General features: G+C 62.6%; 17 protein-coding genes. 5 read left to right on the forward strand and 12 right to left on the reverse strand.

Annotated features, from left to right (window positions below):
* Positions 1–303: 303 nt before the first annotated feature.
* Together FVF58_RS10650 and FVF58_RS10655 are read right to left on the reverse strand one after the other, a co-directional pair.
* Positions 304–939 (reverse strand): LysE family translocator, encoded by a 636-nt coding sequence (locus FVF58_RS10650; protein ID WP_149669871.1) that lies wholly within the window; start codon positions 937–939, stop codon positions 304–306.
* Positions 940–1,049: 110 nt separating this feature from the next.
* A complete protein-coding gene (locus FVF58_RS10655; RefSeq protein WP_149669872.1) occupies positions 1,050–1,919 on the reverse strand; it encodes an NAD(P)-dependent oxidoreductase in 870 nt (289 codons plus the stop codon).
* A 94-nt stretch (positions 1,920–2,013) separates the two neighbouring features.
* Between FVF58_RS10655 and FVF58_RS10660 the strand changes: the two genes are divergently transcribed.
* Positions 2,014–2,769 (forward strand): Mut7-C RNAse domain-containing protein, encoded by a 756-nt coding sequence (locus tag FVF58_RS10660; protein ID WP_149669873.1) that lies wholly within the window; start codon positions 2,014–2,016, stop codon positions 2,767–2,769.
* 76 nt (positions 2,770–2,845) lie between these two features.
* Positions 2,846–3,124, forward strand: coding sequence for a hypothetical protein (locus FVF58_RS10665; protein WP_149669874.1), 279 nt, complete (start codon positions 2,846–2,848; stop codon positions 3,122–3,124).
* A gap of 159 nt (positions 3,125–3,283) precedes the next feature.
* Here FVF58_RS10665 and FVF58_RS10670 read toward each other — a convergent pair whose 3' ends face one another.
* Together FVF58_RS10670 and FVF58_RS10675 are read right to left on the reverse strand one after the other, a co-directional pair.
* Positions 3,284–3,499, reverse strand: coding sequence for a hypothetical protein (locus tag FVF58_RS10670; RefSeq protein ID WP_149669875.1), 216 nt, complete (start codon positions 3,497–3,499; stop codon positions 3,284–3,286).
* 224 nt (positions 3,500–3,723) lie between these two features.
* Positions 3,724–4,476 (reverse strand): IclR family transcriptional regulator domain-containing protein, encoded by a 753-nt coding sequence (locus FVF58_RS10675; RefSeq protein WP_149669876.1) that lies wholly within the window; start codon positions 4,474–4,476, stop codon positions 3,724–3,726.
* A 341-nt stretch (positions 4,477–4,817) separates the two neighbouring features.
* Between FVF58_RS10675 and FVF58_RS10680 the strand changes: the two genes are divergently transcribed.
* The gene (locus FVF58_RS10680) at positions 4,818–5,747 is read left to right on the forward strand and encodes a DMT family transporter (protein ID WP_149669877.1); all 930 of its coding nucleotides are present in this window, start codon (positions 4,818–4,820) and stop codon (positions 5,745–5,747) included.
* 74 nt (positions 5,748–5,821) lie between these two features.
* Here FVF58_RS10680 and FVF58_RS10685 read toward each other — a convergent pair whose 3' ends face one another.
* The 6 genes from FVF58_RS10685 to FVF58_RS10710 form a co-directional block, all read right to left on the reverse strand.
* Positions 5,822–6,094, reverse strand: coding sequence for a hypothetical protein (locus FVF58_RS10685; RefSeq protein WP_149669878.1), 273 nt, complete (start codon positions 6,092–6,094; stop codon positions 5,822–5,824).
* 84 nt (positions 6,095–6,178) lie between these two features.
* On the reverse strand, positions 6,179–6,490 hold the full coding sequence (locus tag FVF58_RS51365) for a hypothetical protein (protein ID WP_188130785.1): 312 nt from the start codon (positions 6,488–6,490) through the stop codon (positions 6,179–6,181).
* Positions 6,491–6,869: 379 nt separating this feature from the next.
* A complete protein-coding gene (locus FVF58_RS10695; protein ID WP_149669880.1) occupies positions 6,870–7,559 on the reverse strand; it encodes a DUF2242 domain-containing protein in 690 nt (229 codons plus the stop codon).
* 173 nt (positions 7,560–7,732) lie between these two features.
* The gene (locus FVF58_RS10700; protein ID WP_149669881.1) at positions 7,733–8,371 is read right to left on the reverse strand and encodes a lytic transglycosylase domain-containing protein; all 639 of its coding nucleotides are present in this window, start codon (positions 8,369–8,371) and stop codon (positions 7,733–7,735) included.
* 114 nt (positions 8,372–8,485) lie between these two features.
* Positions 8,486–9,757 (reverse strand): cytochrome-c peroxidase, encoded by a 1,272-nt coding sequence (locus FVF58_RS10705; protein ID WP_149669882.1) that lies wholly within the window; start codon positions 9,755–9,757, stop codon positions 8,486–8,488.
* A gap of 9 nt (positions 9,758–9,766) precedes the next feature.
* Complete coding sequence (locus tag FVF58_RS10710; RefSeq protein ID WP_149669883.1) at positions 9,767–10,993, reverse strand: alkaline phosphatase family protein; 1,227 nt, start codon at positions 10,991–10,993, stop codon at positions 9,767–9,769.
* Positions 10,994–11,299: 306 nt separating this feature from the next.
* Between FVF58_RS10710 and FVF58_RS10715 the strand changes: the two genes are divergently transcribed.
* Positions 11,300–11,560 carry a DUF6723 family protein gene (locus FVF58_RS10715; protein ID WP_149669884.1) on the forward strand — a complete coding sequence of 87 codons (261 nt, stop codon included), beginning with the start codon at positions 11,300–11,302 and terminating at the stop codon, positions 11,558–11,560.
* Positions 11,561–11,676: 116 nt separating this feature from the next.
* Positions 11,677–12,243, forward strand: a complete 567-nt coding sequence (locus tag FVF58_RS10720) for a copper-binding protein (RefSeq protein ID WP_246217022.1) — start codon at positions 11,677–11,679, stop codon at positions 12,241–12,243.
* 153 nt (positions 12,244–12,396) lie between these two features.
* Here FVF58_RS10720 and glmS read toward each other — a convergent pair whose 3' ends face one another.
* Complete coding sequence (gene glmS, locus FVF58_RS10725; RefSeq protein ID WP_149669885.1) at positions 12,397–14,214, reverse strand: glutamine--fructose-6-phosphate transaminase (isomerizing); 1,818 nt, start codon at positions 14,212–14,214, stop codon at positions 12,397–12,399.
* Between the two features lie 60 nt (positions 14,215–14,274).
* Complete coding sequence (gene glmU / locus FVF58_RS10730; protein WP_149669886.1) at positions 14,275–15,636, reverse strand: bifunctional UDP-N-acetylglucosamine diphosphorylase/glucosamine-1-phosphate N-acetyltransferase GlmU; 1,362 nt, start codon at positions 15,634–15,636, stop codon at positions 14,275–14,277.
* Positions 15,637–15,659 lie beyond the last annotated feature (23 nt).

The following is a 15,659-nucleotide window of genomic DNA, read 5'->3' on the forward strand; positions in this document are numbered from 1 at the left end:
CCTTCAGACCCCGCCTCACGACGACGCCCTTGCGTTTCGCTAGTCCTTCACCACCATCAGGTTGGACAGGGGACTCGCACCCCCAAGCTGTTGTGCATGCTCGGCGCACCAAAAAAAAGCCCGCCTATGTGGGCGGGCTGAATCCATATCAGAGGAGACATGGAGGAGACAAGACGAACTATAGCAAATAGTTTGGTGCGTCGCAACATACAAATTAGGGTTGACCCTCACTGTTGCTTACAAGCAACAGTGGCGCCGTCTCCTCCATTGGCCCCTTATTTCGGCCCTTCGCCGGCTGCTCGCCTAATGGCGCACCAGCGCCATCATCGCGCCGAAACCGACGAACACGCCGCCCGTCAGACGATTGAACATCCGCGCCACATTGCGGCTCTTCAACCGGGCACCGATGCGCGTGCCAAAACCTGCGTACACCAGATACCAGCTCACCTCGATCACCGCGAAGGTGGCGACCAGCACGCCGAACTGCGGCAGCTTGGGCTGCGCGGGATTGATGAATTGGGGCAGCAACGCGGCCGCGAACAGGATCGCCTTGGGGTTGCTGCCCGCCACCAGAAAGCCGTTGCGAAACAGCGCGAAGCGCGAACGCGCGGGCCTGGTGGCGAGATCGTCAATGGTGTCGGCGCCGGATTCTTCAGGCGGGGCGCGCCATGCCTTGATACCCAGGTAGACGAGGTAAGCGGCGCCGATCATGCGCAGCGCGTCGAACATGGCCGGCCACGCCGCGAGAAACACGCCGAGACCCGCCGCCGACACCGCCAGCATCAGCACCAGCGCCGACAGGCAGCCTGCCATCGTCGCGCTGGAACGGCGCAAGCCGTGCTGGGCGCCGTGGGTCATCACGAGCAGCATGTTCGGACCGGGAATCGCGGACACGACGAAGACAGTGGCAACGAACAGCCACCAGGTATGCAGAGTCATTGTGGGATCGAAACGGGTTGGGTTCGGGCGGCTATTATGCCCGGCCTTTTGGGTTCGCGGCCGGGTGCTGCGGCCGACTCCAAACTCGACCCTGCCCCCTCCCGCATCCCTTACCGCCCAGCCCGCCGTGCAGCCACCTGCCCCAACACTGCGAAATCCTTCTCGCCGTCGCCGTGCGCCACCGCTTCGATCAAACTGTCGCGCACGACGCTGGCGATCGGCATCGGGGTCGTCACCGCGTCGGCTGCGGCCAGCGCGAGGCGCAGATCCTTCAGACCGAGACGCGCCTTGAACAGCGCCGGCTCGAAACGCTGCTCCGCGATCATCTTGCCGTAGCCCGAATAGACCGGCCCCGGGAACAGCCCGCTCGTGATGACATCAAGAAAATCCTGCATCGCGAGACCATGTCCCGTGACCAGCGAAGCCGCTTCGCCGAGCGTCTCGACGGCGGCGCCCAGCATGAAATTCGCAGCGAGCTTCATCACGTTTGCCTGCTGCGGCAGCGAGCCGATGCGCCAGGTCTTCTGGCCGATCACGTCGAAAATCGGCTGAACCCGGTCGATCGACTCGGCCGGCCCGCCCGCCACGATCGTCAGCTTGCCCGCGGCCGCCACATCGGGGCGCCCCATCACAGGCGCGGCGACGTAATGGATGCCGCGCGACGCGTGCGCCGTCGCCAGTTCTTCGGCCAGTGCCACAGAGATCGTCGCCATGTTCACGTGGATCAGTCCGCGCGGGGCATGCTCCAGCAGCGACGCGGTGATGACTTCGCGCAGTGCGCTATCGTCGGCCAGCATCGAGAACACTGCGTCGCCCGCAAACGCTTCGGCCGGCGTGCCGACGACCCGCGCGCCGAGTTCGGCGAGCGGCTGCGCCCGTTCCGGCGAGCGGTTCCACACCCGCACCTGATGCCCGGCTTTCAAAATGTTTGCAACCATCGCGGCGCCCATCTCGCCGAGACCGATAAAACCGATGTCCATCTGTCGCTCCGTCTTCTAAAGAACTGGCAGTAAAGCACACCCATGCGACATGTGCAGGACAGCGCGCAACAAAACACGGTGCGATACTGGTGCGATGGTCACCGCGACATTCCGTTTCTACGAGGAGCTGAACGATTTTCTCGCCCGGCCGCTGCGCCGGCGAGCGTTCAGTTACGCCTGCGCGGCCGATGCCACCGCCAAGCACATGATCGAGGCGCTGGGCGTGCCGCATACCGAGGTCGAGCTGATTCTGGTGAACGGCGAGTCGGTCGGTTTCAATCACCCGTTGGCGGACGGCGATCGCGTCGCCGTCTATCCCAAGTTCGAAGCGCTCGACATTCAGCCGCTGTTGCGCGTGCGCGAACGGCCGCTGCGTGTGGTGCGTTTCATCGCCGATGCGCATCTTGGCGGACTTGCGCCGCTGCTGCGGCTCGCCGGCTTCGACACGCTTTACGACAACCACTTCCCCGACGCCGATATCGAAGCGCTCGCCGCAGCACAGCAGCGCATCGTGCTGACACGCGATCGCGAACTGTTGAAACGCCGCAGCATCACGCACGGTTGCTACGTCCGTACGCTGCGGCCGCGCGAGCAATTGCGCGAAGTGTTCGAACGGCTCGATCTGGCGGGCAGCGCGCAGCCGTTCCGTCTGTGTCTGATGTGCAATGCGCCGCTGCGGCGAATCGACAAGGAGGAAGTCGGCACCCGCGCGCCGGATGGCGTGCTCGAGCGTCATCACCAGTTCGTCACCTGCGACGTGTGCCGGCGCGTGTTCTGGGAAGGCACGCATTGGCAACGCATGCGCGCGCTGATGGACAGCGTGGCAGCCGCGCCGGACCGCTCCGGCTGAGCGTCGCTCGCCGCTCGGATTGCCGCTGGCGCGACGCGTACAATGCGGGATTACTTATCTGGCAGAGGCCTTCCGTATGGCGATGAAAAAAACCGACCTTGAAAAGAACAAGGCGCTCAAGCTGAACAACGCAATGAAACTGGCCACCGCGGATCGCTTCGGCAAAACCGCGGCCGCCGACCCGAAGCTCGATCGTCGCGAACAGCGCAAGCTCGATCAGGCGCAAGGCCTCGTCGCCTTCGCATGCAAGCTCAATATCGAACTGGTCGAAGAACTGAAAACGCGCGCCGCCTCGCACCCCGAAGGCATGACCGGACTGCTGAACGAAGTGATCAAGCGTGGCCTCGCCGGCTGATCCGCGCGCCGCAAAAACCGCCGTTCCATGCAAAAAGGCCAGAGCTGATGCTCTGGCCTTTTTGCTGGCAACGCCTTGTTCCGCTCCCACGCCGCCCTGGCTGACTCGCGGCGAATGGCGACGAAGGGGAGCGGCTCGCCCGACGAATCGGGCGTCAGCTTAGTTTTGCGTGCCCTTGTCGTTCGTGCCAGCGGCCGAAGCTGCTGCCGAAACCGGAGCGCGCTTGCCGTGCGTCTTCAGCTGCTTGACGTGGTGCTTCTTCGGCGCGCTAGCTGCGGCGGCGGCCGGCGCTGCAGCGTCCGATGCCTGTGCGAAAGCTTGAACGGAGACCAGCGCGATCGATGCGGCTGCGAGCGAGACAATAACTTTTTTCATGTGTTGTTCCCCAAACCTGACGACTGAGTCAATGTGAATGAATAAACTGCATGGTAAAGCAGGCAGGGCTTGAGGCGCCTTCCCGCTCCCCGCGGGAGAGTATTACCTAGCGTAGGCGGTTTGTCATGCGCAAAACTCGATATGTATTTTCCGGGAGACAGCTCCCTTTCGTCGTGCTTTCAATCATTAAGCATCCCGTACTAGGGGCATTCCCTAGGTCGGCATCAGACGAGATTGCGCAGCAGGCTGGCGGTTTCCTGCAAGGTGGGCAACACCCGCTGTAACGCGCCGCTCGCCGATTCCTGGCCGATCGGCATGCTAACGCTGATAGCCGCCACGACCGCACCATGCCGGTCGCGCAACGGCACCGCGACACCGCGCACGCCCAGTTCGAGTTGCTGATCGGTGACCACGTAGCCGTTGCGGCGGATTTCGCCGAGCACTTCGCGCAGCCGTTCGACCGTCGCATAGGTATGCGGCGTGAACACCTTGATCGGATAGGACGCGAGCCATTGGTCGATGCTTTCCGGCGCTTGGAACGCAAGGAGCACCAGCCCCGCCGACGACAACGGCGCCGGCGCGCGCGAGCCGAGCACGAAGCCGACCGCCATCGCCCGATTGACGCCGTTGCGCGCCACGTACACCACATCGTGTTCGTCGAGGATCGCAACCAGCGCGGTCTCCTGCACGGTGGCGGTGATGCGCTGAAGAAAGGGCTGTACGGTACGCGGCAGGCGTGCCGACTCCAGATATGACTGGCCGAGCCGTAACACGCGCGGCGCGAGCCAGAACAGCTTGCCGTCGGTATCCACGTAGCCGAGTTCGCGCAGCGTCAGCAGATAGCGGCGCGCAGCGGTGCGCGACAGGCCAGCGCGGGAGGCGACCATCGTCGGCGTCATGCGCGCGTGCTCTTCGTCGAATGCTTCGATGATCGCCAGCGCCTTCGCGGCGCCGGCGATCCAGTCTTTGTCGTCCATTGCGTGTGTCTGAAAGTCGGCGGGCTCGGCGAGTTGGGGGCGTGGCCGGTGCGGGTGCGTGATGAACGCATGGCCGTTGCGCGATTATCGCGCGAAGCGCCCGATCTGCGACGAACGTCTGTTGGATTGCCCGGATCCAGCGCGATGGCATGGCGCCGCGATTCGCAGCGTGGTTGTGCCGACGGTGACCGGCTGCCCGCGTATCATGTTGCGATCCCAAACCGGTGGCCGAGCGCGTTCGAATCCGATCCGCCTCGTGCAGCACGCAGTACCGTCGCGTCGCACTGCTGGAAGCGCCTCGCGCGAACCATCGAACCATCGAACCAGAAAATTCAAAGCCTTTGAATCCCGATACCCGCCAACACCTGCGCGCCAATCTACTGATGCTGATTGCCGCGATGATCTGGGGCTCCGCATTCGTCGCGCAACGTTTGAGTCTCGCCACGATCGGGCCGTTTCTGTTCACCGGTCTGCGCTTCCTGCTCGGCGCACTCGTCGTGCTGACGATGATCGTCTGCGTGCGCCCCGCCGCGCTTGCCGAACTGTCGAAGCGTGAACCCGGCGGAGCACGTGAACTGCTTGGTGCCGGCGCGTTGCTCGGCGTGGTGCTGGCCGTATCGATCTCGTTGCAGCAGATCGGTTTGCAATACACGAAAGTCGCCAATGCCGGATTCATCAGTTCCCTCTACGTGGTCATCGTGCCGCTACTCGGCGTGCTATTCAGGCATCGCACGGGACTGGCGACCTGGCTCGGCGCATCGCTCGCGGCGGCCGGCATGTATTTTCTGAGCGTCGACGAACACTTTTCGATGCTCTACGGCGACTGGTATCAGCTCGCCGGCGCACTCGTGATTTCCGTGCAGATGATGCTGGTGGGGCGCTTCGCGCTGCGGCACGACACGCTGATGCTGGCTCTCGTGCAATTCGTGACGTGCGGGGTCGCGTGCCTCGCCGTGGGGCTCGTGATCGAACCCGTCAGTCTCGCCGTGCTGACGCGCGCGGCACCGACGATTTTGTACGGCGGGGCGCTGTCGGTCGGCGTCGCCTATACGATTCAGGTGGTCGCGCAAAGATACGCGGCGCCGTCGCATGCGGCGGTGATCTTCAGCATGGAAGGCGTGTTCGCCGCGCTGGCGGGGTGGCTGGTGCTCGACGAAACGCTGACCGCGCGCTCGCTGTTCGGATGCGCGCTGATGCTGGCGGGTTTGATCGTGTGTCAGGTGATGCCGGGCTGGCGACGCGGACGCGAGCGCGTGTCCCACGCGTCGTGACTCCGTAGTCCATCGTCCCCGTTCTCTACCGGTGCGCGCGAATGGTCCGCGCGTCGTTCGGCTGCCTCTGCGCGCTACGCCGCGCGCGGGTAAGCAAAGAAACTCGGCGTACGCGGACTACTGGGGGTATCGGCGGTTGGCGGAAACACGCACCAGCAACCGTCGTCGTGGCGAAAGAAGAACAAGCTCCGTGAACCTGTCCCGATGGACGAAGTCTCGACGCGCACATAGCGCCGGCCCCCTTGTCGGGTGCGGCTGAATGCGGTGACGTGCAGCGCATCGGACGGCGCTGGCGCGAGCCACTTTTCAACCAGAAAGCGCAGCGACTGCTCGCTCGCGGCTCTCATGATTCGCTCCGGAACGGCTTGTGCTGCTGCGTGTCGCGCGTGGACTCGGTGTCGTCGTCACCGTCGGCGGCTTCCGCTTCACTTTCAGCGGAAGCGAGCGCAATCGCCCGATTGGTAGCCGCTGCCCGCAACGTGCTGCAATGGGTCGCGTGCCGGATATCCGAGAGAAGCCGGACAAGCTGTCGTGCTGATCTGCGTTTCATACATCCCCCGCACTGCACCAATAACTTCAGAAAACACTTTAACTCTATGCCTGGATCGGGCGTTGCTGAAATGGTTTTGACAAAATAGCAACAGTTGCGCTTGCAAAAAGAGAGACGCAATCTTTGTACCTTCCAGCTTCAATGTGCGCGTGCGGCGGCGAGCGGTCTGTGCGCTGGCGAGCGCTTCGCGCATTGTGAAGTCACCGCGAACAGCCTGTGGAAAACTGTTTTGGAGCGCCGAGTTATCCACATTTATCTCTGGATAACTTCGGGATAGCGTAGGGCACAGCCTGTGTGCGGAATCTTGATAAAACTGGACGCGGAGAACGCCGGTTCAAAGTTATCCCAGCTTTGTAGTTTTTCTACAGATTCGTTCCGCAGGGTTATGGATTTCGCATGGTGTTGATGCGATGGAACATTTGGGAGTTATCCACAGAACGGGTTAACCCTTGTTAACTACTACTACATATGTATACATCTGAAGTAAAAGACATAGGATAAGTGCCGCTCCGCGCTGAGATTACAGGCTGATCAGCACTTGATCAGCCGTAAACCCAACTTCGCAAGACACATCACGGCGCTACACCGGCTCCGCTTGCCGGCTGGACGGCGGCAGCCGCCTGATTGATCGCATCCGGTACGCTGGGCACGAGCGCCGGCGTGGTCACTTCCACCGGCCCAGGCAACAGCCGCGTTTCGATGCGATTGCTGGCGACCGGCTGCGTACGCACAACGGTTTGCAAGTAATGATCGACCAGCCCGAAGAAACGGTCGTAGAACTTGCCCGACGGAATCGTCTCGCTCGAGATCTTGACCATCGCGTCGCTATTCGAGCGGATCGGCAGCGAGAGCGAGCCCAGCACGCTGAGCCCAACACTTGCCGATGTATCGCTTTTCTTCAGCGCGAAGCCGTTCTGCACGGCATTGACGTAAACGATGCTCGTATCGCTCGCCTCTTCGCCCGGCGTGCACACCACATGAAATTCAACGACGACGTGGGTATCGCCGGTCGGCTGGAAATTCTTGGTTCCGTCGACGGTGTCCGGGCGCAGCATCGTCGTCAGGTAGCCTTGGCTCAACAATGCGCGGCGCGCGGCTTCGCAGCTATCCGTGGTGCTCGAATTGAAATTGCGTGCGTAAGGGCTTGCGCCTGTTTCGAACAATTCCTGCTGGAATTTCGGCTGCGGCGTGCTGCTGCACGCGGCGAGGGTCAGCAGCCCGAACAGGGCTGCGGTCGTGGTTCTGGAAAACGAGTTCAACATGGTCGATCGCAAGGGGCGCTGCGGGAGCGCGAATGGAAATGCATTGTAGAGCGGGCGGCCAGGTGTGCGTAGAAAGCACGCAGCCAACCCCTTACGCGATATGACGAGCGATTACCGCAGCGAAAACATCGCCACCGGCAAAAAGAAGGAAAACGCGCAAGCCCGCGCCGCGTTCAGTGCACCGCCGCGGACAAGCCCGCCGACGACGCCGCGCCGCTCACCCCTGCACCATTGCCCACCGGCACGGTAAAGGAGTTGGTCCAGTAGCCGGGCGCGGCGCAACGGTCAGCCTCGCATGTACCGGCGCGCGTATCCGGATGCGCGCCCGCGTCTTGCTGTGACACGACCGCTGCAAAGTCGTCGACGCGCAAGTTCACCTTTTGCGCGTACGCCTGCGATCCACCGTAGTTCTTGAGCGCCGCGTTCAGGTCGCCATTGGCCGAGCGCATGTAGCCGTACAGGATGGCCGAACCCGCTTCGATGTTCGCGGTGGGCTCGGTGAGGTCCTTGACGTTCCTCAGCAGCCCGCGATGAGCTTGCGGCACGACCTGCATCAGCCCGGTTGCGCCGTTGGCGCCCTTGGCCTTTTCCTTGAAGCGGGATTCGATCGAAATGATGGCCAGCAGAAGCGCCGGCGGGAGGGAGTATTTGGATGCGGCGGACTGCACCGCGTCGGAAATCGCTTGAGCTTTTTCCTTTGCCAGACCGAACTTGTGCGTCAGATAGGCGGACATGCGTTCGGTGTTTTCGTCGGCCGTCGCGGTTTGCATCAGGCCGAGCGAAAGCACGATCAGGCAAAGTAACCGGCTCATAACGGAAGACGGAAAAAAGGGAGGGTTCACGCATTATAGCGCCGCCTCGTCAAGACGCTCCTGTTGACCGGAATTTCTCTTTTTAAATCAAGGCCAACAGGAATTCTGCATGCTTTACCTTGAACGCTTCGCGTTCAAGACGTAGTCGTCGTTGAGCGTGGTGAGGAAGGCGGCGACATCGTCGATATCCTGCTCGGACCACACCGGGCGCTCGCCAGCTTTGCGCGTGAGTGGCTCGTCCGTCGTGTCGACGTTCACGCGTAAAGCGACCGGCAAGTCGTTGAACTTGTCGACTTTGCCGTGCGCATCCTTCGGATACCACTTCGCCGGGTTGGTGTCGCGCTGCACGTAGAAACGCAACGCGTCCTTCAACGTGTGAAAGCGGCCGTTATGGAAAAACACGTGACGGGTCGCGGTATTGCGCAGCGAGACGGACTTGAAAAGTCCGCAGTTGGTTTTGTCGCTCGACTGATCGGTGCGGATCGGCCCGCACAAACCCATGTCGAAGTACTTCGGATCGGCATTCGCGCGCAACTCGGCATTACGTGGCACGCCGAGCGCCTGGAAATTGAAATCGGTGAACAACGGGTGGGCGCCGTTGACCCCCGGCTGGTCGATGTGACACGACGCGCAATTGCCGCCCGCCGGGTTGTCGAACAGCTTTTTGCCTCGTAATTCTTGTGCCGTTAGTTGCACTTTTCCATCGAGATAGTAATCGAACTTGCTGGTGTACGGACGGAAACTCGGGTCTTCCAGCTCGAAGCGTTCGATCGCATACATCGCCTGCGTGAACGCCTTGGTGGGGTCGGCAAAGATGTTCTGGCCGAACACTTCCTTGAAGCGCGCCGCGTACGGCGTGCGCTGCAGCTTGGCGAGCACCGCGTCGGGATCCTTGTTCGCCATCTCGTTCGGATTGAACAGCGGGAAGCTCGCCTGGTCGTGCAGCTTATTGAAGCGGCCGTCCCAGCCGAAGCCGCCCATCGGCGCGTTGTCCGTTTCGCTGAGCCGTTCGGACAGGCTCGCCGCCTGCGGATGACTCCAGATCGGCGTGCGGTTGAGCACGTAGCGCAGGCTCGGCACGGCGCGCGTGCCTTGCGAGCGCATGTCCGCCCCACCGAGCTGCGCCGCGAGGCCGTTGGGCGGCCCATACGCGTGCGACGGGCTGTGACAGCTCGCGCACGACATCTTGCCCGAGGCCGACAACGACGCGTCGAAGAACATCAGCTTGCCGAGCGCGGCGGCATCGCTATACGTCGTCGGCGCCGTATCGACAGGCGCCGCTGCCGCGGCCTGGACACCTGACAGCAGCGCCGCATTGAGCAGAACAGCGAGCGCCGCGCGCCGCGCGCCGAAGCGCGTGGTGAACCGAGTTACAGAAAACAGCATCGGATCGCTTTACAGGTTCGTGAAAATGTCGCTGCCGAAGCCGACCAGACCGGCCTGCCCTGCATAACCCAGGTGATCCAGTTGGAAGATGTCTTCGATGCTCTTGAGCATCGAGTAGTGGTTGTACTGCACCGTCGACACCGTGCCTGGCTTGATGAACTTCGAGATCATGACCGCACCGGTCTGGTCGCCGCCGAAGCTTTGCTTGGTCAGGTTGATCGTCATGCCCTTGTAGGCGAGCGACGAGGTTTGCGGGAAGGCGCCAAGGTTCGGGCCCGGCTGCTGGCTACAGCAGGCGGTGCCCGCGAAGATCAGATCTTCCTCCTTGGCCGACGCAGTGACGGTCGCGTAGCTGCTTTCGTCGAAGTTGATGATCAGCAGGCCGTCCTTCTGGAACGCGGCCGACGCGGTGATGACAGGCACCCATTTCTTCAGGAACTCGTCGGCGCTTGTCAGGCCGCCCGGCTGACCATTCACGCAAGGCGCGTCGTGGCCGTCGTCGCAGGTGTTCGGCGTGATCAGGTTGAAGTTCGCTGTTGTGTCGATCGACTTCAGGTCGTTGGTCAGGTTGTCGAGATTGACGACGTTCTTTGCGCAATCCGGCGAATCGATGATCGAGTGGAAATACACGAACGGATCGTGGCGCGTCGCGTACTGGTCGCCAAGCGGCACGGCTGCGCTGGGCGCTTCCTGGGTGTTCGTGAGGTCGGTCGTGTTGAGCGTCGGGTGGCCGCAGGTTGCCGCTTCGCGTGCCGGGTCGTTGCCCATGTCGCCTTCGTAGCCCTTCCACGTGTAGCCGGCTGCCTTCAACTGGTCAGGCAGCGTCTTGACGCTCGCGGGGTATACGCAACCCGTACCGATCGCCTGGCCGTCGGCGGTCCTGCCGGTCAGCTTGTAATCGGAGTACGTGGTGCAGTCGTTATCGGTGTCGAGCGTGGGCGCCTGACCGCTGATCATCGAAATGTAGTTATCGAGACTCACGTGTCCGGTGCCGTAGTACTGCTGCACCATCGCACCTTGCGACGCGAGCGTTTGCGACAGATACGGCGCCTTGCTGTTCGCGCCGAACGTGGTCGCGTAGTTTTCGTTTTCGAGCGTGATGATGAAGACGTGCCTGATTTGCTGCTGTCCGGTCGTCTGGAGCGAGGACGACGAGCCGCAAGCCGCGACGATCAGTCCGATCAGGGTCGCGCAAACGACCGTGAGAAATACACGCAATCCGTTGCGTTGTGTCATGTTCTTTTTGCCCTTTGGGGTATGTTTTATTTGCGGGCCAGACTGTAGGGAACGTGTATGACGTATGTGTGAATGTCGCAACACATCTGTAATAAAGCGTCATCGGTGCGCTGCATACGCTCGACGCTGAGTCGATCCGCCTGGCTGCCAGGCCGCGCAGCCTTTGGATGACGGTTGCGTGGCCGGTTGAAGCCGCCCGGATTTGAGACAATGAGCACCGCCCGCGAGTGTCGCTCCGGGACAACCGGGTGTAGCCTTGACGTCTCACGCAGGTGCCGACCCATTGAACAAGAGATGTTTTCAGGTATGAGCAAGACCGCTTTTATTCCCAGCGTGCCCGGCACGTCGGAGGACGATTTCGAAGTGTCGGCGACGTCGAAGCTGGCCGGCTACCGGCGTTTTTTCGGCGTGTTGAAAGTGGTGCGGACCACCGATGGCCGCGTGCTGTTTCCTTTCGACGGCGCACCCGAACTCGGTCCGTACGCGACCAAGCTGGAAGCGATCGCGGCAGCCCAGGTGTACGGCGAGCACATCGTGACCAGCGACCTCGCGCGTCCGGAGTTGTAGACGCGGGCGTGCGGAGAGTTGTTGGTCGATTACGCCTCGTACGATCGTTTCGGGAGCGACGAATGACCTGTCTGCGCGCAAAGAGCTTATTGGCCACGGGGTCGTGGAAACTCGCGGTGCCAAAGTTCGTGCTGATGGTGGCGCTGATGGCAACATTCAGCGAAACCGGGTTCGCGCAGGATGAAGACGCCTATCGCAACGCCGCGCAAACGGCGCTCAAACAAGCCGACATGATTCACGCGCAGGTTCGCGTAGCCGCGATCAATGCCGCCACCAATAGCGTGACGCTGCGTGGTCCGCACGGCAATCTCGCGGACGTGGACGTGAATCCGGCGGTGGCCGACGTGAGCCGGCTGCGGGTCGGCGACAGGTTGAACGTGGCTTATCAGCAGGCACTGCTGCTCCACATCGACAAGCTCGCGACCCAAGGTGTGCGGGAGCGGGTCGAGACGACCGTGGCGATTCCGGCGTCGGCGGGGTTTGTGTCGTCAGCGCATAGGGTACGGGTGGTCGCGACGGTGACGAAGATCGATCGCACGAACCGTCTAGTCACGTTGCGTGGACCGAGGCATCGGCAGGTGCTGCGCGCGGCCAGCGATATTCCGCTCGATGAGTTGAAAGTCGGCGACAGCATACGCGCCGAGTTCGTTTCGGCTGTGGCAGTGGAATTGGTGAGGGATTGAGTCCGCAAAGAAACACAGCCCGGTCTGGATGGACCGGGCTGTGTTTCTTTTCAGCGTTAAAGCCGTCGGGATGCGGTGGTTGTGGCAGCGGCGAGAGAGAAAGCGGTCGGCAAACTATTCAAACGAGGCAAAAAAAGCCAACCGCCGCCCCCTTCACTCCACCGTCACAGATTTCGCCAGATTCCGCGGCTTATCCACATCCGTGCCCCGAGCACACGCCGTGTGATACGCCAGCAATTGCAGCGGCACCACGTGCAGAATCGGCGACAACAAGCCATAGTGCTCCGGCATCCGGATCACATGGAGCCCTTCATCGTTGACGATCTTCGTATCCGCATCCGCGAACACATACAACTGACCGCCACGCGCGCGCACTTCCTGAATATTCGACTTCAGCTTCTCCAGCAACGCGTCATTCGGCGCGACCGTCACCACCGGCATCGCTTCGGTCACGAGCGCGAGCGGCCCGTGCTTCAACTCGCCGGCCGGATAAGCCTCGGCGTGAATATACGAAATCTCCTTGAGCTTCAGCGCGCCTTCGAGCGCGATCGGGTAATGCATGCCGCGCCCGAGGAACAGCGCATGTTCCTTGCGCGAAAACTCTTCCGACCAAGCGATGATCTGCGGCTCCAGCGCCAGCACGCTATTGAGCGCAGCGGGCAAATGGCGCAGTTGCTTCAGGTAGCCCGATTCCTGCTCGTCGCTCAGATGCCCGCGCAGCTTCGCAAGCGTGGCCGCCAGCACGAACAGCGCGACCAGTTGCGTGGTGAACGCCTTGGTCGATGCCACGCCGATCTCGCGGCCTGCGTGCGTCAGGAACGACAACTCCGTCTGACGCACCATCGCGCTCGTGCCGACGTTGCACACCGCCAGCGTGTGCTTGTGGCCGAGCGACTGCGCATGCTTGAGCGCCGCGAGCGTATCCGCCGTCTCGCCCGACTGCGAGATCACCACCACCAGCGACTTCGGATTCGGCACCGACTCACGGTAGCGATACTCGCTGGCAATTTCCACCTGGGTCGGAATCTTCGCGATCGATTCGAGCCAGTACTTCGCGGTCAGCCCCGAGTAGTAGCTCGTGCCGCACGCAAGAATCAGCAAGCTGTCGATCTGCGCGAACGCGTCGGCCGCGCCCTCGCCGAAAATCGACGTGTCGAACGACTCCGTTTGCGGGATCGTGTCGGTGATCGCGCGCGGCTGCTCGAAGATTTCCTTCTGCATGAAGTGCCGATACGGGCCGAGTTCGACCGCGCCGCCATAGGCCGCCACCTGACGCACCTCGCGTTGCGCATCGTTGCCGTCGCGATCGGCGATCCGCACGCCGTCGAGCGACAGTTCGCACACGTCGCCTTCCTCGAGGAAGATGAAGCGTTCGGTGCTGCCCGCGAGCGCCAGCGCGTCCGACGCGAGGAAGTTCTCGCCGTCGCCGAGCCCCACCACCAGCGGCGAGCCCTGGCGTGCGCCGACCACCGTGTTCGGCTGATCCTTGTGCAGCACCGCGATCGCATACGCGCCGTGCAATTGCGTGATGGCTTCACGCACGGCGGTGAACAGATCGCCGCGATACACGCTGTGGATCAGGTGCGCGATAACCTCTGTGTCGGTTTGCGAGACGAACCTGTAGCCCTTGCCGCGCAGCATTTCGCGCAGCGACTCGTAATTCTCGATGATCCCGTTGTGTACCAACGCGACCGTGTCTTTCGAGAAGATCGGGTGGGCGTTGTCCGTCACCGGCGCGCCGTGCGTCGCCCAGCGCGTATGCGCGATACCCGTGCGGCCTTTGAGAGGACCCTCGTGCACCTGAGCGTCGAGATCGGCGACGCGTGCCACGCTGCGGGCGCGGACCGGCCCGTTCTCGCCCAGCACTGCGACACCGCATGAATCGTAGCCACGGTACTCCAGGCGCCGCAATCCTTCGATCAGGACGGAAACAATATTACGTTGCGCAACCGCGCCGACAATGCCACACATGGCCTATTCCTTTTCAGTGCCGGGTTTCAAGGAGCGCGCTGGGCGCGCGCGTCGTGCCCATCAGCTCTTCTTCTTGCTCGGGCGTACATAGCCCGTCTTGCTGGTTTGCGTCTTGTCGTTCAAGACCAGTGCGTCGGCTTCGACGTCCTTCCAGACCGTGGTGCCCGCCGCGATCGTCGCGCCGCGCTTCACCCGGACCGGCGCAACCAGTTGCGTATCGGAACCGACGAACACGTCGTCCTCGATGATCGTGCGAAATTTGTTCGCGCCGTCGTAGTTGCAGGTAATGGTACCCGCGCCGATATTCACACGCGCGCCGATGTCCGCATCGCCGATGTACGTGAGGTGGTTCGCTTTCGAACCGTGGCCCAGCACCGCGTTCTTCACCTCGACGAAATTGCCGACATGCGACTCGTCCTGCAGCGACGCGCCGGGCCGCAAGCGCGCATACGGTCCGAGCACGACGTTCGCGCCGACCTCGGCGCCTTCGATATGCGTGAACGCATCGACGCGCGTACCGGCGCCCAGGCTCGCGTTGCGGATCACGCAGTTCGGCCCGATCGTGACGTTGTCGGCCAGCGTCACGCAGCCTTCGAACACGCAGTTCACGTCGATCGACACGTCGCGGCCGCATTCGAGCGTGCCGCGCACGTCGACGCGCGCCGGATCGGCCAGCGTCACGCCCGCGACCAGCAACGCGTCGGCGACGTTGTGCTGATGGATCCGTTCGAGTTCGGCAAGCTGCTGCTTGCTGTTCACGCCGAGCGTTTCCCACTCATCGTCCGGCTGCGTGGTGACGACTTCGAGCCCGGCTTCGATCGCCATCTCGACCGCATCGGTCAGATAGAACTCGCCCTGCGCGTTGTCGTTTTTCAATGCGGCGAGCCAGTCGGCGAGGCGCTCGGTCGGCGCGACGATGATGCCGGTGTTGATCTCGGCAATCAGCAACTGCTCGGCGTTCGCGTCCTTCTGTTCGACGATGCGCTGCACCTTGCCGTGCGAATCGCGCACGATGCGCCCGTAACCGGACGGGTCGTCGAGCGTGACGGTGAGCACGCCATAGCCGCCCTGCCCGGCACGCCCGGTCAGCGCGTGCAGCGTGCTCGCGCGCGTGAGCGGCACGTCGCCGTACAGCACCAGCGTGGGCGCGGACGGATCGAGCAGCGGCAGTGCCTGCTGCACCGCGTGGCCCGTGCCGAGCTGTTGCTCCTGCACGGCGAATTGAATGTCCGGCGCGGCAACCGCCTCGCGCACGGCTTCGGCGCCATGACCGATCACGACCACCAGACGCGCAGGCTTGAGCGCGCGAGCCGTGTCGATGACATGAGCAAGTAGTGGCCGGCCGGCCAGAGGATGGAGCACCTTGGGAAGCGCGGACCGCATGCGCTTGCCGGTGCCTGCCGCCAAAATCACGATGTTCATGGCGTCGGCAAATTCGTCAGTTT

Source organism: Paraburkholderia panacisoli (assembly GCF_008369935.1).
GTDB lineage: Bacteria > Pseudomonadota > Gammaproteobacteria > Burkholderiales > Burkholderiaceae > Paraburkholderia > Paraburkholderia panacisoli.